The 24,015-nt window shown below is 41.9% G+C and carries 15 protein-coding genes; 12 read left to right on the top strand and 3 right to left on the bottom strand.

Annotation, left to right across the window (positions count from 1 at the left end; translation table 11 throughout):
• Positions 1-168 precede the first annotated feature (168 nt).
• Together ACEN9X_RS00710 and ACEN9X_RS00705 are read right to left on the bottom strand one after the other, a co-directional pair.
• Positions 169-1,314 (bottom strand): methionine aminotransferase, encoded by a 1,146-nt coding sequence (locus ACEN9X_RS00710; protein ID WP_413668575.1) that lies wholly within the window; start codon positions 1,312-1,314, stop codon positions 169-171.
• 208 nt (positions 1,315-1,522) lie between these two features.
• The gene (locus ACEN9X_RS00705; protein ID WP_413668574.1) at positions 1,523-3,679 is read right to left on the bottom strand and encodes an FUSC family membrane protein; all 2,157 of its coding nucleotides are present in this window, start codon (positions 3,677-3,679) and stop codon (positions 1,523-1,525) included.
• Between the two features lie 273 nt (positions 3,680-3,952).
• On the opposite strand from ACEN9X_RS00705, the gene ACEN9X_RS00700 reads away from it, so the two are divergent.
• The 6 genes from ACEN9X_RS00700 to ACEN9X_RS00675 all read left to right on the top strand — a co-directional run bounded on the left by ACEN9X_RS00700 (position 3,953) and on the right by ACEN9X_RS00675 (position 14,914).
• The gene (locus ACEN9X_RS00700; protein ID WP_413668573.1) at positions 3,953-6,529 is read left to right on the top strand and encodes a phosphoenolpyruvate carboxylase; all 2,577 of its coding nucleotides are present in this window, start codon (positions 3,953-3,955) and stop codon (positions 6,527-6,529) included.
• A 718-nt stretch (positions 6,530-7,247) separates the two neighbouring features.
• The gene (locus ACEN9X_RS00695; protein ID WP_413668572.1) at positions 7,248-9,392 is read left to right on the top strand and encodes a S9 family peptidase; all 2,145 of its coding nucleotides are present in this window, start codon (positions 7,248-7,250) and stop codon (positions 9,390-9,392) included.
• A gap of 243 nt (positions 9,393-9,635) precedes the next feature.
• Positions 9,636-11,441 (top strand): M61 family metallopeptidase, encoded by a 1,806-nt coding sequence (locus ACEN9X_RS00690; protein WP_413668571.1) that lies wholly within the window; start codon positions 9,636-9,638, stop codon positions 11,439-11,441.
• Between the two features lie 502 nt (positions 11,442-11,943).
• Positions 11,944-12,222, top strand: coding sequence for a 30S ribosomal protein S15 (gene rpsO, locus ACEN9X_RS00685; RefSeq protein ID WP_090524765.1), 279 nt, complete (start codon positions 11,944-11,946; stop codon positions 12,220-12,222).
• A 127-nt stretch (positions 12,223-12,349) separates the two neighbouring features.
• The gene (pnp, locus tag ACEN9X_RS00680) at positions 12,350-14,482 is read left to right on the top strand and encodes a polyribonucleotide nucleotidyltransferase (protein ID WP_413668570.1); all 2,133 of its coding nucleotides are present in this window, start codon (positions 12,350-12,352) and stop codon (positions 14,480-14,482) included.
• Positions 14,483-14,638: 156 nt separating this feature from the next.
• Positions 14,639-14,914 carry a hypothetical protein gene (locus ACEN9X_RS00675; protein WP_110584774.1) on the top strand — a complete coding sequence of 92 codons (276 nt, stop codon included), beginning with the start codon at positions 14,639-14,641 and terminating at the stop codon, positions 14,912-14,914.
• Between the two features lie 126 nt (positions 14,915-15,040).
• Here ACEN9X_RS00675 and ACEN9X_RS00670 read toward each other — a convergent pair whose 3' ends face one another.
• A complete protein-coding gene (locus ACEN9X_RS00670; RefSeq protein WP_091210494.1) occupies positions 15,041-16,207 on the bottom strand; it encodes a putative sensor domain DACNV-containing protein in 1,167 nt (388 codons plus the stop codon).
• A 237-nt stretch (positions 16,208-16,444) separates the two neighbouring features.
• Here ACEN9X_RS00670 and ACEN9X_RS00665 point away from each other — a divergent pair, with 237 nt between their 5' ends.
• The 6 genes from ACEN9X_RS00665 to ACEN9X_RS00640 all read left to right on the top strand — a co-directional run bounded on the left by ACEN9X_RS00665 (position 16,445) and on the right by ACEN9X_RS00640 (position 23,981).
• On the top strand, positions 16,445-16,615 hold the full coding sequence (locus ACEN9X_RS00665; RefSeq protein WP_158604066.1) for a hypothetical protein: 171 nt from the start codon (positions 16,445-16,447) through the stop codon (positions 16,613-16,615).
• Positions 16,616-16,673: 58 nt separating this feature from the next.
• Positions 16,674-17,834, top strand: a complete 1,161-nt coding sequence (locus tag ACEN9X_RS00660) for an MFS transporter (RefSeq protein ID WP_413668569.1) — start codon at positions 16,674-16,676, stop codon at positions 17,832-17,834.
• 94 nt (positions 17,835-17,928) lie between these two features.
• Complete coding sequence (locus tag ACEN9X_RS00655) at positions 17,929-18,444, top strand: DinB family protein (protein WP_413668568.1); 516 nt, start codon at positions 17,929-17,931, stop codon at positions 18,442-18,444.
• 142 nt (positions 18,445-18,586) lie between these two features.
• Complete coding sequence (locus tag ACEN9X_RS00650) at positions 18,587-19,201, top strand: TetR/AcrR family transcriptional regulator (protein ID WP_121227285.1); 615 nt, start codon at positions 18,587-18,589, stop codon at positions 19,199-19,201.
• Between the two features lie 406 nt (positions 19,202-19,607).
• On the top strand, positions 19,608-20,753 hold the full coding sequence (locus ACEN9X_RS00645) for an efflux RND transporter periplasmic adaptor subunit (RefSeq protein ID WP_413668567.1): 1,146 nt from the start codon (positions 19,608-19,610) through the stop codon (positions 20,751-20,753).
• Positions 20,754-20,777: 24 nt separating this feature from the next.
• Positions 20,778-23,981 carry an efflux RND transporter permease subunit gene (locus tag ACEN9X_RS00640; protein ID WP_413668566.1) on the top strand — a complete coding sequence of 1,068 codons (3,204 nt, stop codon included), beginning with the start codon at positions 20,778-20,780 and terminating at the stop codon, positions 23,979-23,981.
• Positions 23,982-24,015 lie beyond the last annotated feature (34 nt).

Genomic DNA, 24,015 nt, shown 5'->3' with positions numbered 1-24,015 from the left:
TCATAGTTGATGGATCATGGTTCATGGCAAAAAATGCATGGCGATTGGTTGATCCATACTGATAAAATTTATACAATTTGGCTATGGTTCCTGAACTATGAACCATAGCCAAAATTAAACTTAAAAGATTCGGCCGTGATCCATTAACTATGAACCATTAACCAAAAATTAAATACGAATTAACCTATCAACGGCTTTATCTAAAGTTTCTTGTCTTTTGGCGAAACAAAACCTTAACACATGGTGATCGATCCCCTTGCTGTAAAAAGCCGAAACAGGTATGGATGCTACTCCAAATTCCTTTGCTATTCGGATAGAGAAGTCGGTATCTTTTTCGTCGGTTATTCCGAGGTAACTCACTGATTGGAAGTATGATCCGGAGCATGGTAAAAGTTCAAAGCGAGTTTGCTCCAGGCCTTTTCTGAAGTAGTCGCGTTTCTCCCTGAAAAATTCTGCCAGACCAAGATAAGTTTCTTCATTTTTTAAATGCTCGGCAATAGCATATTGGATAGGGGTATTCACGGCAAACACCAAAAACTGGTGGACCTTCCTGAACTCGCTCATCAGGTAGGCAGGCGCCATGCAATATCCAACCTTCCAGCCGGTGGCATGAAAAGGTTTGCCGAAAGATGCTACGATGAAACTGCGTTGCTGTAATTCGGGATAGCGGGCCATGCTGTGATGGGTTTCGCCATCATAGATCAGGTGTTCGTATACCTCATCGCTTAATATTAGTATGTCCTGATTTTTAACCAATGCACTTAACTGTTCAATATCTTCCTTATGCAGAATAGTTGCAGTTGGGTTATGCGGCGAGTTAAGGATGATCATTTTTGTTTTTTGATTAATCAACCTCTTTACCATATCCCAGGCAATACGATAATTGGGTGGTTCAAGCGCCATTGATTTTACAACGCCGCCCATTAACTTAATGGCCGGGGCATAACAATCAAAAGCGGGCTCAAAAATGATCACTTCATCATTAGGATGTATTACAGCACTAATAGCCGTAAATATGGCTTGCGTACCGCCTGCTGTTATGGTAATTTCCGTTTCCGGATTATAAATAGCGCCGTAAAGCTTTTCAGTTTTTTCGGCAATGCGTTCTCTTAAAGCCATAACACCAGCCATGGGGGCATATTGATTATGCCCCTCTTTCATAGCTTTATTTACAAGCTCTATCAGATCGGGCGAACAATTGTAGTCGGGAAAACCCTGCGACAGATTTATTGCGCCCAACTCGTTGGCCAGGGCCGACATGACGGTGAATATGGTGGTTCCGGTTTGGGGTAATTTTGAAACAACGGGTATCATCAATGGCTAAAGTAGGGAAAAATCATCACGAACCTATCCACATAACCCGGTATTTTTTGTTTTCGGAAATATTTTAATTTAAAGGTTTAAACATATTATTTGAACCGTGATTCTCGTGATTGAATGATTAACAGGATTTTTCGAACCTGGATGACTATATAGGTTTTACCCTATAAATCAAATCCTATCCATCCGTTAATCCTAAAAATCATGGTTCTATTAATATACTATCCGTGATCTTAGCTATATCATAGCTGATCTTATTAATAAAACCCAGTTGTTCTTTTAGCAGGGCATCTTCGGCCAACACTACCGGTTTTTGGGCTTCAGGATCAATAGCGGGGATTTTACCGATATTAAATTCAATATGTTGTGCTTCCAGCTTTTGACCGGTATCATTTAATACGGTTATGCTTTTTTTAATCAGCTTCATAGCTTCAGGGTGTGCTACCGGTATTTCCTTTTTACTTTGTGCCGATGCTATGGTAGCTATATACGACGAAAGGATATGGTTAAGCACCACAAATTTATGGATGTCCTTTATTTTGCGTTGCTTGCTTTTGGGTTCTGATGTCATACGCTCAAAAGCGGCTGAAAGGTTGGCCGATTTCACATATACTTCCTTGCGCGCCAGTTTGTATGTAGTAATACTGATCATTTTGCCCGAAATGCTTTCGGCAATGGTAACCAGGTAATTGATATTAGCTACAACTACATCCCTCAGGGTTTCCTGAATTTGTTCAAACTCCCAGGTTGGGAATATCAGGTAGCTGGCTACCAACGCAATGGTTGAACCTATAATGGTATCCAAGATCCGTTCCTGCGCTACGTTTAACAATCCAACGCCTAAAAACTTAAATAATATCAATACATAAGGTGTCATGAAAATAACACTCACCACATAATTAAGGCGCTGGAAACTGTAAGCTCCCATCATAAATACCACAAGGAAAATAAACTGCGCTGTAGCATTAGGGATAAAGGTGAGTATGGCTATACCTATAACGCCACCGCCGATGGTGCCTATTAAACGCTGGTAGTTGCGTTGCTTGGAAAGGCTGAAGCCTGGTTTTAATATTACAATAATAGTGAGCAGCACCCAGTAGCTATGGTGGCCTAATGACACCAGTTTGGCCGTAACAAAACCAACTAAGCAAACCAATGCTACCCGGAGTGCATGTTTAAAAGCGCCGGATGCCAGTGTGAAGTTGTCGAAGAAGATATGGGTTGCAAAATCCTGGTGGCTTACAAATGCGGTGTATTCTACGTCGCCCTTGGGCTCGTTTAATGATTCGGCTGCTTTAGAACTGTAGTATTTATATATATTATTGATGCCTTCGCCAAGCGAACGCAGGTTAACCAAAATCTTTTTCAGTACAAGATTGCTGGTTTCCTGGTTGTTTTTGCCGATGGAGTCGATCTTTGTTTTTAGTTTTTCCAGTTCGATATTAAAATCGGTAAGGTGCCGGCGACGCGTGTTGGATAATACAATATAGGCTATATCGTCAAGCTCATCGGCCATATTATGGATAATGCGGGCTATTTCCGTGAGTACGCCGGTATCTTTAAATTTTTCGCGGATATAGGTGTAATCGTAGTGCGTAGCCATGATCTGCTCGTAGATATCAACCAGGTCAACAAAGGTTAAAACTAAAATCCGGCTCGGCGCTGTTGATTCGCGGGCCATAATGCGGCTTTTAAACAGCAGTTCGCGTACGGCATCCTGGTGCTGACTTACCTGGATCTGCTTGGAAACCAACTTGCGATAATTTTCGTCGATATCTGTGTCCGATAAATAGAAATCAGCCTTAATTCTTAAAAAGCGCGCTATATCGGTCACGTTTTCGCCAAGGGCCTGCTGCGCTGCCCGGTAGGGCCGAATGCCAAAAAATAACAGGCTGAAAACCATGTACCATACACCACCGGCCAAAATCTTAGCACTATAACCCAGTACCTCTGGCGCGGCCAATGCTTTATCCATCATAAAGATCATGATGAGCAACGAGCAGGTACCTACGGATGCTGCCCTGTTACCATAAACAGTGAACATAGAAAACAGGAAAGCAAAGAAAGTGATCTCAATACCGAGTGTAATTACGTTGAGCCGCGCAAAGCCGGTAATAACGGCTACCAGAAACAGGCAAAGGTTACCGGCTGCCATGGCATTACGTTTATGCGATACCGGACCCGGGGTGTCGATAACACAGATACATAGCGCGCCCAGTGAAAGCGTAAGGCCAAGATCAAACTTATCAAACTGCATTAACAGCAGGGAGGGTAGTAAAATACCTATACAGATCCGGATGCCATCAGAAAAATATTGACTGTAAAAAAAACTTTTTATCTCCCTGATGTTTGTAGACATGGTAGTAGCAGCTTTATAAATAACACAACTATTATAAGCAAATTTGTTTATTCGGGCTGTTTTTATTAAATATAATTTATAGCCCCAAAATGGTGTTTTGGATTTCCATAACCTTAAATTTTTGGCATTTTTTTACAAAAATGATATTAATTAAAGAATTGTGTTAATAAATATTTACTTTTTAGTGAATTTAAATTAAAGATCAGTAAATTCACCCCCCGGAAAAGGCCAAAAGCTAAACCAATCAATTTTACCTCAATTTAATTTTTTACTATGTCGCCAACGTTAAAACTCAGCCAAAGAGAAGCAGCCTTCAATAACGAGGTTGTTACCCGATTTGAGTTATATAACAGTTTGTTTCAAACACTTCCGTTTTACCAGGTAAAGGATACCGGTATTTTATTGCCGTTCTTCAGTTCGCATTGCGAAAAGGGTGCCATCACACATGATTCGCCCGATGCTATTATTGAGTCGTTTTTTGAAAAATACGTACCGGATATTGATCATCGCGAGCAGATTAACCGTATGTTCAGGTTTATTCAATACATTGAACGCCAGGTGGTTTTGTTTGATGCTATTGAAGATTCATCATTCAATAAGATAGGTAAATTCGATGACAGCGGCACCTTGCAAAGCTTATTGCAGCACGCAGCCATCAGCGATGAAAGCCGCCAGGACATCAGCGAAAAGCTGAAGGATTTTTCCCTTCGCCTGGTACTTACCGCTCACCCAACGCAGTTTTATCCGGGTACAGTACTTGGCATCATGACCGATCTGATTGAGGCGGTAAAAACAAACGATATCAATAGTATCGATGTATTGCTGCAGCAACTGGGTAAAACACCTTTCTTTAATAAAACATCACCAACGCCGGTTGATGAGGCTATCAGCCTTTCCTGGTTTTTGGAAAATATATTTTACCATGCGGTCTCAGACATTCAGGCTAAGCTTGAAGAAGAATTTGATATCGATGCAGCAAGCCGCCAGATCCTGGAATTAGGTTTCTGGCCGGGCGGCGACCGTGATGGTAACCCTAACGTAACTACGCAAACCACCAAGGAAGTTGCCAGCTTTTTAAGACAGCGCCTGTTCCGTTGTTATTACCGCGATTTCAGAACCCTGAAACGCCGTATCACTTTCCGCGGTGTAGAGCAGGCTATGGCCAAATTGGAGAACCTGTTTTATAAAAATGCTAACGAGCAGTTAACACCGGTTAATTTGCAGGGCGAGATACTGGAATTGTTGTTATCTATAAAAGAAGTTATCCTTAAAGATCATGACGGCCTGTTTGTAGATATTGTTGAGGATATGATCCAGAAGGTGCGCCTGTTTGGATGTTATTTTGCCACAATTGACATCAGGCAGGATAGCCGCATTTTGCGTAAGGTATTTGAATATGGTACCCAAAACATTGATACAGGTGTAGCCAAAGGCTATGGTGAGTTGAGCGAGGATGAAAAAGTAAAGAGCATCGTTTTTAAAGAGGCGGATTTTATTTGCCCTGAAGAAGAAAAAGATGCCATGATCCACGATACGCTGGATACCATCAGGCTGGTTAAACAAATTCAGGAAGGTAACGGCGAAAGGGCCTGTCAGCGCTTTATTATCAGTAACTGCCAGCGCGCATCTGATATCCTGCAGCTGATTGACCTGTTTTTATGGAGCGGCTGGAAAAAAGACAGCCTGAGCATTGATTTTATGCCACTGTTTGAAACCGTGAATGACCTTGAGCATGCAGCAGGTATCATGGAGCAACTCTACACACATCCGTTTTATGCCGAGCATCTGAAAAACAGGGGCAGCCAGCAAACTATCATGCTTGGTTTCTCTGACAGTACTAAAGACGGCGGTTACCTGATGGCTAACTGGTCGATATACAAAGCCAAAGTTGAGTTAACCGCTATGGCCCGCAAATACGGTATTCAACTGGCATTTTTTGATGGCAGGGGAGGCCCGCCGGCACGTGGCGGTGGTAAAACACACCGGTTCTACGCGTCGATGGGTAAGGAGATCGCCAACGAGCATATTCAGTTAACCATACAGGGGCAAACCGTAAGTTCGCAATATGGCTCGGTTGAAACTGCAAGGTTTAATATGGAGCAGCTGATTAACGCTGGTGTTATCTCGGCCCTGCATCCTAACCGTAACGATCTGTTGGATAGTCGTCATAAAGAACTTATCCAGCAGATGGCAGACATCAGCTATAAGTTGTTTGTTGATTTACGTGCACATCCTTTATTTGTAGAATATCTCGAAAAATTCAGTCCGCTGAAATTACTGTCGAGGATCAATATCAGCAGTCGCCCAACCAAACGTAATGCGGGTGCTCAATTGAAGCTTGAGGATTTAAGAGCTATCAGCTTCGTAACCTCATGGAGTCAGCTGAAACAAAGTATTCCTGGTTTTTATGGCGTAGGTACAGCACTTAAGCAGGTTAAAGAAAGCGGCGGCTGGGACGAGATCAAAGAGCTTTATCAAACATCGGGTTTCTTTAAAACTATGCTTGATAATTGTATGATGTCCATGTCTAAATCTGACTTCCGCGTTACTGCTTATCTTGAAAAAGATGAAAAATTTGGCGCCTTCTGGAAAATGCTGAAGGATGAATTTGTACTTACCCGCGAAATGCTGCTTGAACTAACCGGCAGTACCGTATTGATGGAAGAATACCCGGTTGAACGCCGTTCTATAGCTATCCGCGAAAAAATCGTGTTGCCGCTGGTGATCATTCAGCATTATGCGTTACAATGTATTAACTATGAAAAGGATACCGAGCTTAACGATGTATATAATAAGCTGGTGATCCGTACGGTTTACGGTATTGTAAATGCCGGCCGTAATTTAGCTTAGTAGTTTATTGTTTTAATTTATATCCCTATCCATCTGTTAGCAATAGCAGGTGGATTTTTTGTTGTAGGGATGAGGTGAGTGGTTGATTGGGTTGATTAGGTGAATGGTTTGGTGTTAATCTTTTTTTTTTTTAAGTTATTGATTGTTATTTGTTTGTGTTGAGTATATCCGGAATTTTGTTAACCCTGTTAACCCCTCCTGCCGCTTTCCTCCCGCAGTTTTAAACGTGGAGCCATAGCCGTTAACTTAAGGAAAAAGCGCAGGCTTGTGCGATTCCCCTCTTGAGAGGGGTGGAGGGGTGTGTTTGTGCTTTGACAAACCTACCGCAGAAACACACCCCTGCTACCGCTCATTCCTACGCGCCCCTCTCAAGACTATCGTGTGGACACATCTTTAAAAAATTGTCATTTCGATAGAGCAGTGGCGGATTGAGTGATGGAGCGAAAGAGAAATCTTCTACATCCGGCTCCACAACCATATCTGTAAAAGCAGGGCGTAGAAGATTTCTCCTCGCCTCTGGCGCACAAACCCCACCCTTGGCTCGTCGAAATGACATTTTTTCTATCAATGATAATATTAAAAAGATGTGTCCACATGATAGCTCTCAAGAGGGATTTTAAAGGGGAAATAAATATGCAGCTTGATTTTTACACCCTATTGCCTTTCCCATTTCTTAAGCCTAACTTTAAAAGGTTCAGTACTTTAAACCATTTATCCGATGAAAAAAATCATTATTCCGGTAAGTTTGCTGATTATTGCATCTTCATGTAAACAAAATACTCAAGGTACTATGTATAAATGGCCCGATGTAAAACCGCCCGTTGCCGAAGTTAAACCGCATATCCGCGCCATCCATAATGATACCGTTGCCGATAATTATTACTGGATGATCGACTACTTTAAGAAAGGTCCCGACAGTACCAAAGCTGTAGACTATCTGAAAGCCGAAAACGCTTACCAGGATACCATGATGAGCGGTACTAAAAACTTTCAGAAGGTATTGTTTGATGAAATGAAGGCCAGGATCAAGGAGAAAGATGAATCGGTGCCGGTGTTTAAAAACGGGTACTATTATTACTCCCGTACGGACGAGGGAAAGGAATATTACAAATACTGCCGTAAAAAAGGTAGTCTTGATGCTAAGGAAGAAGTGCTGCTTGATGTGGATGAAATGGCCAAGGGACATAGTTACTATTCGGCAACTGGTTTTAATATCAGCCCGGATAATAAACTGCTGGCTTACGGTATTGATATGGTTTCGCGGAGGCAGTATACCATCCATATCAAAAATCTGGAAACTGGAGAGATCTATACCGATGCAATAGTTAACACCAGCGGCGGATCTGTTTGGGCTAAGGATAATAAAACATTGTTTTACACGGCCAAGAACCCCGAGACACTGCTTACAGAAAAGATTAAACGCCATACCTTAGGCTCAAAAGAAGCTGATGTGGTTGTTTACGAAGAAAAAGATAAATCAAATTACATTGATGTAGATAGGTCAAAATCAGGCGATTATATTTTTATCCAGTCTCGGGCTACTTTATCATCCGAGTTCAGGTACCTGGATGCAGGCAAGCCAAATGAAGCATTTAAGGTTTTTCAGCCACGCATTAAAGATGTATTATATAGTGTAACAGCCCTTGCCGATAAGTTTTTGATAGTAACCAATCAAAATGCCATCAATTTTAAGCTGATGGAATGTCCGCTTGATAAAACCGAGAGCAGTAATTGGAAAGAAGTACTTCCTCACCGCAAGGATGTATTGCTGGAAGGTGTTGAAGAGTTTAAAGATTACATTGTGATCACTGAACGTAAAAATGGCTTGAATCAGTTCAGGGTACGTAACCTTGCATCAAACCAGGAGCATTATGTTGACTTTAAGGAAGCTGCCTATACTATTTATGTAGGTGCTAATCCCGATTATAGCAGTAAGGTATTAAGGTATGGTTATACTTCGCTCACCACGCCATCATCAACCTTTGATTATAATATGGATACCAAAGAATCCAAACTGATGAAGCAGCAGGAGGTTTTGGGTGGCTACAAAGCTGATGATTATGTAACCGAGCGCCTTTATGCAACCGCAACAGATGGTACCAAAGTGCCGATATCATTAGTTTACAAAAAAGGCTTTGAAAAGAATGGCAAGGCTCCTTTACTGCTTTATGGTTACGGTTCATATGGCTACACCAATGATGTATATTTTTCGAGTGCCCGATTGAGTTTGCTTGACAGGGGATTTGTTTTTGCGATGGCCGGCATCAGGGGCGGGCAGGAGATGGGCCGTCAATGGTACCTGGATGGCAAACTGATGAAAAAGAAAAATACCTTTACCGATTTTATCGATTGCGGCAAATACCTTGTTGATCAAAAATATACCAGTAAAGAACACCTGTATGCCGAAGGGGGGAGCGCCGGCGGTTTGCTGATGGGTGCGGTTGCCAATATGGCCCCGGATCTGTGGCATGGTATTATAGCCGAGGTGCCGTTTATTGATGTGGTGAATACCATGCTTGATGAAAGTATCCCGCTAACTACCAACGAATTTGATGAATGGGGGAATCCTAAAAATGAGGAGGCTTATAAATACATGAAAAGCTATTCGCCTTATGAAAACGTGGAGAAGAAAGCCTATCCAAACATGCTGGTGATAACCGGATTACATGACAGTCAGGTGCAGTATTTTGAGCCTGCCAAATGGGTGGCTAAGCTACGTGCCAATAAAACGGATAACAATGTGCTCATGCTGCATACCAATATGGATTATGGCCACGGCGGCGCATCGGGCAGGTTTGATTATTTAAAGGAAGAAGCTTTGAATTATGCGTTTTTGTTTGCGCTGGAGAGGATAGAAAAGTAGTGAGTGGTTGATTGGGTTGGTTGGTGAGTGGTTAGTTTTGTAGAAAATATCCCCATATGTCATAGCTACATTCCTACCCATGACAAGTCGTAGAATCCCAGACTTACGAAGTTTTCAAAACTTCGTAAGTCTTCAGGTAATTATCTCCCCGAAATAGATCCCCACATCTTTCAGGCTAATTTCCGATAAGTGGCCGGATAAATAAATCCCCGTTTATTATATTGGGCAAAATCCTCTGCGGTAATGAAATTAGTATCTAAGTTAACCCTATCATTTAACTTGTTTTTTTGCGCGGGCGCTTTGGCTCAGCAGCCTGTTAATATGCACTATTCGGTGTCGATGGAAAAGGCCGCCGATCATTTGTATCATGTTGAGCTCAGCAACAAAACCCACCTCAAAACGCTCGATTTTAAAATGTGCGTTTGGACGCCCGGGTATTACCAATTGATCAACTTTGCGGGCGCGGTTCAAAATTTTACTGTTACTGATGCCAAGGGCAATACGCTGAAATTTGAGAAGCCGACTAAAGATATCTGGAAGGTTAGCAACCCTTCGGCTGGTGACGTCAGGATCTCGTATGATGTAAAAGCCGTTGTTCCCTTTGTAGGCAACGTTTATTTGGATGAAACGCGTGGTTATATCACCCCCGGTGGTTTATTCATGTACCTTGAGCAGGAGTTACGTCACCCGGTTACCATCAAAATGAAGCCTTACAGCAAATGGAAAGATTTGGTGGCTACCGGTTTGGATACGCTTAAAGGGCAATACCATGTTTACAAAGCAGCCGATTTTGATGTGCTTTATGACAGTCCGTTTTTAATGGGCGAACTGGAAGTTTTACCACCTTTCAGCGTGCAAAACAAACCACATAACTTTATCGGTTATAAGCTGCCCGCTTTCGACAGGCAGGGATTTATGGACGATCTGAAAAAGATTGTAGTAACCGGCAGTAATATCATTGGCGAAATACCTTATACACATTATACTTTTCTGTCGATAGGTGCAGGTGGTGGAGGTATTGAGCATTTAAACTCAACCTCATTAAGTTTTAGCGGTGGCGAAGGTTTTAATACGCCCGAAGCCCGCAAAAAGCTTTACAATTTTATAGCACACGAATATTTTCACCATTACAATGTAAAACGCATCAGGCCGGTTGAGCTTGGTCCGTTTGATTACTCGAAGGAGAACCATACCAATATGCTTTGGGTATCTGAAGGGTTTACAGTTTATTATGAATACATGATAACCAGGCACGCCGGTTTAATGAATAACGAAGATATGTTCGGCGATTTTCAGAGCAATCTGCGTAACTACGAAAACCAGCCGGGGCATTTATATCAGTCTGCAACGCAGGCGAGTTACAATACCTGGGACGACGGACCGAACGGCAGGCAGGGCGATGATTTTAATAAAACCATCTCTTACTATGATAAAGGGCCAATTTTGGGTTTGATGCTGGATTTTAGCATTCGCCACGCCACGCAAAACAAAAAGACGCTTGATGATGTAATGCGCCTGCTTTATTACAAGTATTACAAAAAGCTGAACCGCGGTTTTACAGAACAGGAGTTTAGGAACGAATGCGAAAAAATGGCCGGTGTGCCTTTAACCGAGGTGTTTGAATATGCATCAACCGTAAAACCGCCGGATTACCCTAAATATTTTGCTTATGGTGGTTTAGCTGTAGATACGGCTACTAAAGTAGTTTCCGAATCATGGGCCGGCCTTAATGTGAGGCAGCAGGGCGATACCCTCCGGATCAATACAGTTGCTTATAAATCACCAGCCTGGGATAAAGGTATCAGAGGCCGTACGGTTATACTTACTGTTGACGGTGCACCTGCGACAAAGGATGTGCTTTTCAACGCTTTCGAAACCAAAAATACAGGAGATAGCTTAACACTGGGTTTGCTAAAGAATGGCGAAAGAAAAGACGTAACCATTGTTTTAGGCAGGCTGAGGGAAAAGACATTTAAAATAACGCCGTTGCCAAATCCTGATCCGCTACAGGCTGCCATTTTTAAAAGCTGGACAGAGGGGAACCGTTGATTTTTATTTTTTGGGATTACACCGATTGGAGAGTGATTACACCGATTTTGATTTGGAGTGAGTAGTTGATTTGGTGAGTGGTTGGTTTAAGTTTTAACGAAATCTGCGTTAGCGATAGGAGCGGGTACCGGCCCAAGCGTAAGGCCTGCATGCGTATGAGCGGATAGCGCGGGCCGCAGGTAACGCCATTATTAATTTCGGAGTTTGGATTTTCGATTTCGGATTTATTGTCTGAATCGAATTTTACGAAATTTCAAGAATTTTTTGAATGTGCTTATCATTCTGTTAATTCTTAAAATTTAGGTTCAGACAACTATAAAGGTCTTATCCTAACCTGCCATTCACTTAATTCAATACAAACAACCACTCAACTAATCCAACCCAGTCAACCATTCATTAACCATCAAAAACAAATCTGCCCACCCCTTGCTTTTGCATAATTAATCACTATCTTTGCACCCACAATTAATAAAATAGTTAACGCTTTAATATTATTCAAGTAATGTATTTAGGTAAAGAAGCAAAGGCAGAGATCTTTGCAAAACATGGTAAATCAGCAGCTGACACAGGTTCAGCCGAAGGTCAGGTAGCTTTATTTACTACTCGTATTGCTCACTTAACAGGGCATTTGAAAAAAAACAAAAAGGATTTTTCAACTCAATTATCGCTACAAAAATTAGTAGGTAAACGCCGTGCGTTACTTGCTTACCTGTATAATAAAGACATTGAAAGGTACCGTGCTATCATCAAAGCTTTACAGCTAAGGGATATCATTAAGTAATTCTCTCCTTTTTTATTTAAAAGCCATCCCCATTTTAGGATGGCTTTTTTACTTTTGAAACATATATTTACAAACATAAAATCCGATGCGCTCCCGAAGATGAAAAGTGCATCACAAACAAAAAAAGATGAGTTTAAACGTAATTAAAAAAGTTATTGATCTGGGCGACGGACGCACCATTGAGATCGAAACAGGTAAGTTGGCCAAACAAGCTGATGGCTCGGTAGTGGTAAAAATGGGTGATACCATGTTACTGGCTACTGTTGTATCATCGCCTGAAGCTAAAGAAGGTGTTGACTTCTTGCCATTATCTGTTGACTACCAGGAAAAATACGCTGCAACAGGCCGTATCCCGGGTGGTTTTTTACGCCGCGAGGCCCGTTTATCAGACTATGAGGTTTTGATCTCACGTTTGGTTGACCGTGCTTTGCGTCCATTATTCCCGGAAGATTATCACGCTGATACACAAGTGATGATTTCATTAATATCTGCCGATAAAGATATCATGCCTGATGCCCTTGCCGGTTTAGCTGCTTCTGCTGCTTTGGCAGTATCTGATATCCCTTTTAATGGCCCTATATCTGAAGTACGTGTTGCTAAGATTGATGGTAAACTAGTGATTAACCCAACCCTAAGCCAGCTTGAAAACGCAACTTTAGAGTTTATTGTTGCAGGCAGCGAGCACGATATCAACATGGTTGAAGGCGAATCGAAAGAAATCCAGGAAGATGAATTGGTTGAAGCCATCAAATTTGCACACACCGCTATCAAATTACAATGTTTAGCTCAAAAAGAACTGACCATTGAAGTTGGTAAAACCGAAAAACGCGTTTATAGCCATGAGCACAGCAACGAGGATTTGAAAAAAGCCATCTACGCTGCTACTTATGACCAGGTTTACGCCATTGCTTCTGCTGCATCTGCAAAAGAAGAGCGTGGTGCTAAATTTAAAGAAGTACGTGACGCCTATATCGAAACTTTAGGTGAGATTGACGATATCACTAAAGGTCTTGCTAAAAAATATTACCACGATGTAGAGTATGATGCCATTCGTAACCTTGTATTAGACGAAGGCAAACGTTTAGATGGTCGTACTACTACCCAGATCCGTCCGATATGGAGCGAAGTTGGTTACCTGCCATCTGCTCACGGTTCGGCTGTATTTACCCGTGGCGAAACTCAATCATTAACTTCCGTAACCTTAGGTGCTAAGGATGACGAGCAAATGATTGACGGTGCTTTCATCAACGGTTACCAGAAATTCATGTTACACTACAACTTCCCTGGTTTTTCAACCGGCGAGGTTAGGCCTAACAGGGGTGCCGGTCGTCGTGAAATTGGTCACGGTAACCTGGCTCAGCGTTCATTGAAACAAGTATTGCCTTCTGAAGATGAAAACCCATACACAATTCGTGTGGTTTCTGATATTTTGGAATCAAACGGTTCTTCATCAATGGCTACAGTTTGTGCCGGTACATTAGCGCTTATGGATGCTGGTGTTAAAATTAAAGAGCCTGTATCAGGTATTGCGATGGGCTTGATCACCAACGAAATGGGTACCAAATATGCTATCCTTTCTGATATCCTGGGTGATGAAGACCATTTAGGTGATATGGACTTTAAAGTAACCGGAACTAAAAATGGTATCGTTGCTGTTCAGATGGACTTAAAGATCAACGGTCTTTCATACGAGGTGTTAGCCAATGCGTTAAACCAGGCTAAAGACGGTCGTTTGCATATCCTTGGCGAAATGGCTAAAACTATCCAACAGCCGCGCGAAGATTACAAACCACACGCTCCTCGTATCGTTACCATCAAAATCGACAAAGAATTTATTGGTGCAGTTATCGGGCCAGGTGGTAAAATTATCCAGGAAATGCAGCGTGAAACAGGCGCAACCATTTCTATCGAGGAAAAAGACAACCAGGGTATCGTTCAGATCTTTGCAGATAACAAAGCTTCTATTGATGCAGCTTTAGGCCGTATCCGCGCTATCGCTTCAAAACCAGAAGTAGGCGAAATTTACGAAGGCAAAGTGAAATCGATCATGCCTTTCGGTGCGTTTGTTGAGATCATGCCTGGTAAAGATGGTTTGCTGCATATATCTGAAATTGATCACCGCCGTATTGAAACTATGGATGGTATCTTCCAGATAGGTGACGAGGTAAGGGTAAAACTGCTTGACGTTGATAAGCAAGGTAAACTGAAACTATCGCGCAAAGTTTTATTGCCGAAACCGGAGCCAAAACAGAATAACTAAGCAATTTTTTATAATAACAAAACCCTCTTTATGAGGGTTTTGTTATTTAGTTTTATTTTTTTTTAATTTTTTTAAAACAAAAAGCGGATGTTTAAACTTATTAACTGTTAAGATATAGTTGGTAAAACCATAATTCCGATCCTGTTTGATAAAAAAATGACCCCTGCTACTAATAATGATCCTTTAGATTTCCTGAATAAAAATTCGGCTGGAATGCAGGCGGGTACTCAGACTGATTTGGTTCAGCAGTTGCTGTATGAAATAATCAGGGTTAAAGAAATCATTATTTATTACGACTCCATCCCAAATGGGGGCGGTCAGCTGGGTTCATCTATCCTTAATGAACTTGTTTCAGAAGCCTATCAGTCGCTGGTTAATTATGATACCGTGCTGATGAGAAAATATTACGATTTGTTGTTGAATTGCGATTAAGGCTGAAGCAAAATTTTTGTCTGAACTCGAATTAAACGAATTTTGTGAATTTATCGAATTTTGTCTCCGCTATCCTTCTTCTATTCTGTTGATTCGAATAATCCATTTAATTCGAGTTTTGATGATCTACAGCAACAATATATCTATCTGGTGTGCATGAACCATGCCTACAACCGGCGACCATGCAAATACCGTAAACCGGCCATCCTGAGAGGCAACCAGTGCTAAGGCATCCTTTTGGTCGAAAACAAACTGTGCGGCTGCCAAATGCCTTGTACCGCCATTTTGAGCAGGATGGATCACCCGGGTTGAGCAGCCAACAATAGGTTCTGTTACCACGATCTCTTCGATAGGCGAACTTTTTTCTGAGCGGCCTATTTTGGCACCGAAAGCCAGCAACTCGTGTTTATCATTTATTAGGGTAGCGCCGTCTATCGAAGTTAATCCGCCTATGGTATCAACCGCACGGCGCATTTTTTCCTGCCATGAGGTGTGGTAACGGTCGATGCCTTCGTGAATCATCAGATCGGTAAGCCCTGAAAAGGGAGGATCAACAGGGTAGGAGATCGGGGTAATAATAGATTTGCGCCATTCTTCGCTTTCGGAGGGTACAACTAATAATATGCCACCACGTTTGTGGGCTTGCATAGAAGTAGCCAGTTGAACTAATACGTTTACCGGATCATTCCACAGGGATGGCAAAGTAAAATCAAGCATGGCCGAAAGTACATTAGGACAATCAGAAATGCTGGAGCCGTGCTCGTCAACTACTTTAATGTCATCGCCTTTTAATATGGCTATATTTACAAATTTGCCAAAACCCTCGATACGGCGATGTTTGATCACCAGCAATCCGGGTTCAATTACTTCCAGTACAAAACAGTAAGCCGGAATAGCCAGGGTGGTTCCCCAGATGTATAGTTCATCATCTTCTATCCAGATGCCTAAATGAATGCCCGGCTGTTGTACTGCCGAAGCAAATTTGGTCAGGATATTAGGTGCGAGTTTAATTTTGCCGCCAAACAACAACGGCTGACCGGCGGCTTCGGGCGGCAAAAAAGCCAGGGTGAATTTTGGTGAAAATCCTTCTTCCCGGCGCAAACTTGCCCAAAATGAGATATCGATAAGTGATTCGATAGTGGTGCAGCTGGGAGTAGGCGCAAGGTCTATCTCGTTGTTATCGGCAAGCGCTTTGGCATGAAAATGCCTGAAATGCCTTTCGATAATGGTTGCCACTTTACCGGCTGCTTTATATGTAGGTCCTGAACTCAAAGTTTTGGTGGTGTCTTTCATTTAAATACTTATCTCAAAAGTAAAGCTAAATAAACAGGCTTACAAACAAACGCCTCAATATTGCAATTGGCGGATAATTGGTTTAAATGGCTAAATTTTAAACATATTTAAACACTACATTGTCAGCTGTTTATCATACTTGCATGCAATTATCTGCCTAACGTCAGTTGTTAATGTACGTTAAATTTTTTTCAGATTTATTGTAGCAATTTTGCAGCCGGAAACGATAATGTAATCATGAAACTGCTATCGCACATCATATCACTTACACTGCCTGATACTACACCATTGCAGGTTTCAGCGCTTTTAAACTTAGGTTTAACTTATGTACAACAGGGCTTCAACAAGGTTTTTCATAAAGAGCAAAAAAATGAAAATCCTTGTGCACAATTGCAACCTTGTATGTAAGCAGCATTAAATTAAAGTAACAGGATCTATACATGCAATTTATCCATAAATTTGCGGTATGGATCAGCTAACGGCTGCAGGCAAATCAAAAATGCGGATTGCCAACAGTGTATTCTTCTTTGTTTCGGGCTTCGGTTACTCTTCTTGGGCCTCACGTATTCCGTCTATAAAACATCAGCTTAATTTAAATGAAGCCCAGTTAGGGGTTGTGTTGTTTGCTATGCCTGTTGGTTTGATGCTTACCATGCCTTTAACTGCCAAAATGATTAAATATTTCAGCAGTCGCGTAATGATGTTGATAGGAGCACTGGCCTTTAGTATTGTGCTTTGCCTGCCAGGCTTTGCGGCATATATGTGGCAGTTGATCGTTGTTTTGTTTTTTATAGGTTCTACACGTAATATATTGGGTTTGTCCATGAATTCACAGGCCGTTGGGATCCAGGCTTTGTATGATAAATCCATTATGGTAACGTTTCACGGCATCTGGAGCCTGGCCGGCTTCGGCGGGGCAGCAGTAGGTTATGTAATGGTGTTGTTTAACGTGGCCCCGTCATATCATTTATTGTTTGTGGGAGTAGCGATGCTGGTTCTCTCAGTAATATTTTATCCGTCGACATATGATTATCAGCCTGCCGAAACACCCAACAAATCGGTATTTTCTATGCCTGATAAACATTTGCTTAAATTTTCGTTGATCTGTTTTGCTTCAATGGCCTGCGAAAACACTTTGTACGACTGGAGCGGCGTTTATTTTGAAAAGGTTGTACATGCTACCAAATCATTCGCTGAAGCCGGTTTTGTAGTTTACATGGTTACCATGACCATCGGCCGGTTTGCAGGCGATAGGGTAGTATCTGCCATTGGCATTAAAAAGGTTTTAACTTACAGCAGCGCATTGGTTCTGTCGGGGCTGCTGGTATCTGTGTTTTTGCCATATACATTAACTGTTTATTTGGGCTACGCTATGATAGGTATGGGCGTATCGTGTATAGTGCCACTGGTATTTAGCATGGCCGGTAAATCCAAAACAATGAACAGCAGCCAGGCATTGGCGGCTATATCTACGGTGGGATATCTTGGCTTTGTTATCATACCGCCAATAGTTGGCTTTATTGCCCAGATAGCCAACCTGCAGATTGCTTTCTTCGTTGTTGCCGCTTTTGCCGCCATGATGATATGGATGGTAAGGAAAATTGAAGACGAGCCTGCGGTATCATAGTTTTGTCAAATAAGTTCATCAATATAACTTCGATTATGTTTTAGCTTATAATTGTAATATCGAATCAGCCGGTTTGATATTACATCTGCAAAAAATGAGCACAAACATTACCGAAACCACCGTACAACCGTCAACCGAATTGTTTATCAAGATGGTAGTTTCCAATTGGGAACTACAAAACAGTCGCTTAAATGGTTTACTCGATAAACTGACTGACGAAGCCATCGCTGCTGAAACGGCCCCCGGCCGAAACAGCGGTGTTTACCTGTTGGGGCACCTTACTGCTGTTAGTGATGGAATGTTTAGCTATTTAGGCCTGGGTGAGAGGCTTTATCCTCAGCTCGATCAAATATTTGTGAAAAGTCCTGAAAATTCAGGTTTGGAGAAACCTTCATTGGCCGAGCTAAAACAATATTGGGCTAAGGTAAATGAGGTGTTGACCGAACGGATGAATGCCATGCAGCCCGAAGATTGGTTTAAGCCGCATAGCGCTATTTCTGCGGATGATTTTGCACAAGAGCCGCACCGTAACAGACTGAATATCCTGATTAATCGTACTATACACCAGGGCTATCATATTGGGCAATTGGTTTACCTGGTAAAAAAATAAGCGTTTGCCGACTGGATTTGCCCCAAAAAGGTTTAATCCATGACAATTGGATGAAACGTTTTTTACAAAGGGATGGTAAATAATCTCTGAAACCGTTATACTTTTGCTTAACACTGTTAAATGATTTAATAGTGTAATCAAAATGGCAAGTAAAGAACGAATTCAGCGCTTAAAAGAGGAAACCAGGGTCAATATTCTGGATGCCGCGCTCCACATAGTTAAGCATGAAGGCTGGCAAGCCTTAAGCATGCGTAAAATTGCTGACGTAATTGAATATACCGCCCCTATTATATATGAATACTTTGCAAATAAAGATGCCATACTAATGGAACTTACCCGCAAAGGTTATTTGATATTAGCCAAAGATATGGAGGTAGCAAAAGAAAACTATCTGCGTCCTGAAGAGCAACTGGAGGCCATGTGGCTTGCATACTGGAATTTTGCTTTTGATAATAAGGAACTTTACCAGGTTATGTTTGGCGTACAGATGAACTGCTGCTGCGAGATGGTAAAAGCAATGCCCGAAGCGCAGCGTTTCACTACCATGATCAGTGAGGCTATTATGCAGGTTATGCATATTAAGGATATTAACGACGAAATGATCTGTACCAAATACTACACTTTTTGGTCGGTTGTACATGGGTTGGTATCTATAAACTTACTAAGCAGAGGTTTCTCTGACGAAGTTAACCGACAGGTTTTGAAAGATACCATAGGCGGTATCATCAGATCGATGAAAGACGCTGTTCTTTTGTGACCTGGAAACAACACTGTTAAATTATCTTACAGTGTTAAGTAACTGTTAAGCACTTTTTAAAACAAACTCTTAATACAATGAAAAAGCTCACTAACAACCCACACAATCTATTTAACAGTGTTAAACGATTTAACGGTGTTGTAACATCTAATTTATGCAATTGCTGTAATTAGCACACATCGTTTCGGTATATCGTCATGAAAAATCGTGAAAATAACGATATAAGGCATTGGAAATCAAATAGTATAAATATAAATAATTGATAGTCAATTAAGTATGTAACTGGCATCTCAATTGAAAAATGATCGGCAATAATAAAACAATGAAAACAATCAAATCATCATATATCACAAGCCCAACGGCTTATTCTAACCCTATCCATTCACCACTCTTAAAATCATCACTCATGAAAACACTCCTTTTAGCAGCAGTTGCAGCTTTAACATTATATGGATGTTCATCTGCACCGCAGGCTCCAACAGCACCACCGCCGCCGGCATTACCGGTTGCTACAATTGCGTCAGGTACCGAAACTACTTTCCAGGAATATCCTGCTTCAATTGAAGGTACTGTTAACGTAGAGATCAGACCACAGGTAAGCGGCACTTTAGATAAAGTATTTGTTGACGAAGGCGCATTCGTATCTGCTGGCCAGCCAATATTTAAAATTAATGAGCAACCATACCGCGCAGCTTTAAATAATGCATTAGCAAGCTTACACGCGGCTGAAGCAGCACAGGTAAACGCACAACTGGAAGTTGAAAAATTAACTCCGCTTGTTGCCAACAAAGTAGTATCTGACTACCAGTTAAAAACAGCTAAAGCTGCTGCTGATGTAGCCAAAGCCAATATCGAATCGGCTAAAGCTAATGTAGCTACCGCGCAGATCAATTTAGGTTATACCTTAATAAAAGCGCCTGTTAGCGGCTATATCGGCCTGCTTGCTAAGAAACAAGGTAGCCTTGTTGCTCCCGCAGATGTTGCTCCATTAACTCAACTATCAGACGTACATGACGTACACGTTTACTTTTCATTGGGCGAAAAGGATTTCGTAGCTTTTAAAGAACAATATCCGGGTGCCAGCCTGAAAGATAAATTGAAAAATGTTCCTTCAGTATCATTATTGCTTGCTGATAACACCGAATACGCTAAACAAGGTAAAATTGATATCGTTGACGGCCAGTTTGATAAAAACACCGGTGCTATCACCTTAAGGGCAAATTTCTCAAATCCTGATGGTCTTTTACGTTCGGGCAATACCGGTAAGATCCGTTTGAGCCTGAGCCATAAAGATGCTTTGATCGTGCCGGAATCGGCAACTGTTGAAATGCAGGACAAAGTATTCGTATTTATCGTGGGTGATAGCAGCAAAGTTAAAAAGCAAGCTATCGACATCGTTGGTAAATCGGGCGATCACTACCTGGTTAAAGATAAAGAGGCTATTAAAGCCGGCGACCAGATCGTGTTAGAGGGCATCGATAAACTACAGGAAGGCATGGTGATCCAGCCTCAAAAGGCTTCAGATAAAGTTGCCGCTGTAGTTAAGAAATAATACATACACTTAAACTTTAAAGTCATGTTTCAGAAATTTATAGAAAGACCGGTACTCTCAACTGTTATCTCCATATTGCTGGTGATAGTGGGTGTGCTTGGTTTAACAAAATTGCCCTTAGAGCGGTTTCCTAATATTGCCCCTCCGTCGGTATTAGTGTCTGCTGTGTATCCGGGTGCCAATGCGGAAACTATTTTGCGTTCCGTTACCCCTTCGTTAGAAGAAGCCATTAACGGTGTGGAAAATATGACCTATATGACTTCCACCGCCAGTAATGACGGTACATTAGGTATCACCGTTTACTTTAAACAAGGCACCAACCCCGATCAGGCAGCGGTGAACGTTCAAAACCGTGTTTCTCAGGCTTCAAGCCAGTTACCTGCCGAGGTTTTGCAATATGGTATTACAACCACCAAACAGCAAAACAGTTTTATTGGTGCTATGGCGATCTACTCTGAAGATCCTAAGAAATACGATCAAACCTTTGTAGCCAACTACGCACAGATCAATATCGTTCCGGAAATTAAACGTATACCGGGTGTAGGTTCTGCAAGTATCTTTGGTGGTATTAAGGATTACTCCATGCGTGTTTGGTTAAATCCTACCCAAATGGCAGCCTACAATGTTACACCTGCCGAAGTAACCGCAGCTATACAGGACAAAAACCTTGAAGCGGCACCAGGTAAATTTGGTGAGCGCAGCAACGAAGCATTTGAGTATGTAATTAAATATAAAGGTAAACTTACCAAACCAGAAGAATATCAAAATATCGCTATCCGTGCAAATGCAGATGGTTCTGTATTACGTTTGAAAGACGTAGCGCGCGTTGAACTGGGCGCTTATTCATATAATAGTGTAAGTAACCTGAATGGCCACGACGGTATTATTATTGGTATTATCCAGTTATCAGGTTCAAATGCTAATGAAATTCAGATTGCGATTGATAACCTGATGGTGAAATTATCTAAAGATTTCCCTGTTGGCATCAAATACAACCAGTTCTACCGTACTAAAACCGACCTTGATGAGTCTATCAACCAGGTTGAGCATACATTGGTTGAGGCCTTTATACTGGTATTTATCGTAGTATTTATATTCCTGCAGGATTTCAGGTCAACGTTGATACCAGCTATAGCGGTTCCGGTTGCTATTATCGGTACGTTCTTCTTCATGAACCTGTTCGGTTTCTCGGTTAACTTGTTAACCCTATTCGCCTTGGTGCTGGCTATTGGTATCGTTGTGGATGACGCCATTGTAGTGGTGGAGGCGGTGCATGCCAAAATGGAACATGACCCAAGCCTTAGCCCTAAAGCGGCGACTACTGAAGCGATGCACGAAATTACCGGTGCTATTATATCTATTACGCTGGTTATGGCGGCGGTATTTTTACCGGTGAGTTTCATGACGGGCTCAACAGGTATCTTCTATCGCCAGTTTGCGTTAACTATGGCTATTTCCATCATTATATCAGCTGTTAACGCTTTAACCTTAAGCCCGGCTTTGGCTGCCTTATTCTTAAAGAATAAACATAGTGAAAACGGTCATGACGCACCTAAGAAAAGCTTTGCAGAGAAATTTTATGCAGGCTTTAACGGTGGGTTTAATTACATGACCAACAGGTATGTCGGGGGCCTGAAAGTTTTGATCCGCAATAAATGGATCAGTATGGCCGGCCTTGCCTTAGTGGTTGTTGCCACTGTTTATATGGTAAACAAAACCAAGACAGGTTTTATCCCAACAGAAGACCAGGGCTTTGTGGCCATCGCTGTTAATACACCATCAGGTACTTCATTAGCGGGAACTAATAAAACATTTAAACAAGCTGAAGATCAGTTGAAAACACTGCCGTCTGCACGATTTGTTACCGCGTTGTCTGGTTTTAACTTCTTAACCCAATCCAGCAGTCCATCAGCCGGTGTAATCTTCTTGCTGTTAAAACCCACTGAAGAAAGGGGTGAGGTTAAAAATATCGATGCGATACAAAATATAGTTAGAGGTAGATTAGCAGGTATACCGGGTGGTACTTTCTTCGTGTTCAGTTTTCCAACTGTTCCGGGATTTAGTAACGTGGAAGCTTTGGATGTGATGCTGCAGGATAAAACCAACGGCAGGCTTGATAAATTTAGCGGTGTTGCTAATAACTTTATCGGCAAGCTAATGGCGAAACCCGCAATTGCTTACGCCTTTACTTCTTATAAAGCCGATTACCCTCAATTACAATTAGAAGTTGATGATGAAAAAGCCAACCAGTTAGGTGTAAGTGTGAAAGATATCCTTTCAACTATGCAGGCTTACTTTGGTACTGCACAGGCATCGGACTTTAACCGCTTCGGTAAATACTATCGTGTGGTTGTTCAGGCTGATATTGCCGACAGGACTGATCCTTCAGCAATTGACCGTGTGTTTGTTAAAAACAAATCAGGCGAAAATGTGCCGATCAATACCCTGGTTAAATTAACCCGTGTGTATGGTTCAGAAACTGCTTCACGTTACAACCTGTTTAACTCTATCGAGATCAATGCCATTCCTAAACCAGGTTACAGCTCTGGTGATGCCATCAAAGCGATAGAGGAAACTGCCAAAGAGCAGTTACCACAAGGCTTTGCTTATGAGTTCACCGGTCAAACCCGTGAGGAGATCGCTTCAGGCGGTCAGTCAACAGTGATCTTCCTGTTGTGTTTGGTGTTCGTATACTTCCTGTTATCAGCACAGTATGAAAGTTATATCCTGCCATTGGCGGTAATACTTTCAATACCTACAGGTTTATTCGGTGTGTTCATTGTATTAGGCTTAACCGGTATCGAAAACAACATCTATGTACAGGTAGCGCTGATCATGCTTATCGGTTTGTTAGCGAAGAACGCCATCCTGATCGTAGAGTTCGCGGTGCAACGGCGAAGGGCAGGGCATGGGCTGGTTCAGTCGGCTATTGAAGCTGCTCAGCTCCGTATCCGTCCAATCATCATGACCTCCATGGCATTCGTATTCGGTTTATTCCCGATGAGTATCGCTACCGGTCCATCTGCACAGGGTAACCACTCTATCAGTATTGGTGCAGCAGGTGGGATGGTTTCAGGCGTACTGTTAGGTTTGTTTATCATACCTGTACTATACGTGATATTCCAGGGCTTGCAGGAACGCATTAGCGGTAAACCTGTACCAGTTGGTACCAATGGCACAGGTCATGGTAAAGATGCGGCCGTGCTTGAAAACGAATATTCAGCTTAATCAATCAAACATCAACTAAAACTATCACGGACCT

The organism is Mucilaginibacter sp. Mucisp86 (assembly GCF_047324315.1).
Taxonomy (GTDB): Bacteria; Bacteroidota; Bacteroidia; order Sphingobacteriales; family Sphingobacteriaceae; genus Mucilaginibacter.
Note: the sequence above shows the minus strand (reverse complement) of the source record. Positions and strands in the feature narration are given on the sequence as shown.

Excerpts from the sequence above, each read along its gene's own strand:
- ACEN9X_RS00710 (WP_413668575.1), bottom strand. The coding sequence starts at position 1,314 with ATGATACCCGTTGTTTCAAAATTACCCCAAACCGGAACCACCATATTC.
- ACEN9X_RS00705 (WP_413668574.1), bottom strand. The coding sequence starts at position 3,679 with ATGTCTACAAACATCAGGGAGATAAAAAGTTTTTTTTACAGTCAATAT.
- ACEN9X_RS00700 (WP_413668573.1), top strand. The coding sequence starts at position 3,953 with ATGTCGCCAACGTTAAAACTCAGCCAAAGAGAAGCAGCCTTCAATAAC.
- ACEN9X_RS00695 (WP_413668572.1), top strand. The coding sequence starts at position 7,248 with ATGAAAAAAATCATTATTCCGGTAAGTTTGCTGATTATTGCATCTTCA.
- ACEN9X_RS00690 (WP_413668571.1), top strand. The coding sequence starts at position 9,636 with ATGAAATTAGTATCTAAGTTAACCCTATCATTTAACTTGTTTTTTTGC.
- rpsO (WP_090524765.1), top strand. The coding sequence starts at position 11,944 with ATGTATTTAGGTAAAGAAGCAAAGGCAGAGATCTTTGCAAAACATGGT.
- pnp (WP_413668570.1), top strand. The coding sequence starts at position 12,350 with ATGAGTTTAAACGTAATTAAAAAAGTTATTGATCTGGGCGACGGACGC.
- ACEN9X_RS00675 (WP_110584774.1), top strand. The coding sequence starts at position 14,639 with ATGACCCCTGCTACTAATAATGATCCTTTAGATTTCCTGAATAAAAAT.
- ACEN9X_RS00670 (WP_091210494.1), bottom strand. The coding sequence starts at position 16,207 with ATGAAAGACACCACCAAAACTTTGAGTTCAGGACCTACATATAAAGCA.
- ACEN9X_RS00665 (WP_158604066.1), top strand. The coding sequence starts at position 16,445 with ATGAAACTGCTATCGCACATCATATCACTTACACTGCCTGATACTACA.
- ACEN9X_RS00660 (WP_413668569.1), top strand. The coding sequence starts at position 16,674 with ATGGATCAGCTAACGGCTGCAGGCAAATCAAAAATGCGGATTGCCAAC.
- ACEN9X_RS00655 (WP_413668568.1), top strand. The coding sequence starts at position 17,929 with ATGAGCACAAACATTACCGAAACCACCGTACAACCGTCAACCGAATTG.
- ACEN9X_RS00650 (WP_121227285.1), top strand. The coding sequence starts at position 18,587 with ATGGCAAGTAAAGAACGAATTCAGCGCTTAAAAGAGGAAACCAGGGTC.
- ACEN9X_RS00645 (WP_413668567.1), top strand. The coding sequence starts at position 19,608 with ATGAAAACACTCCTTTTAGCAGCAGTTGCAGCTTTAACATTATATGGA.
- ACEN9X_RS00640 (WP_413668566.1), top strand. The coding sequence starts at position 20,778 with ATGTTTCAGAAATTTATAGAAAGACCGGTACTCTCAACTGTTATCTCC.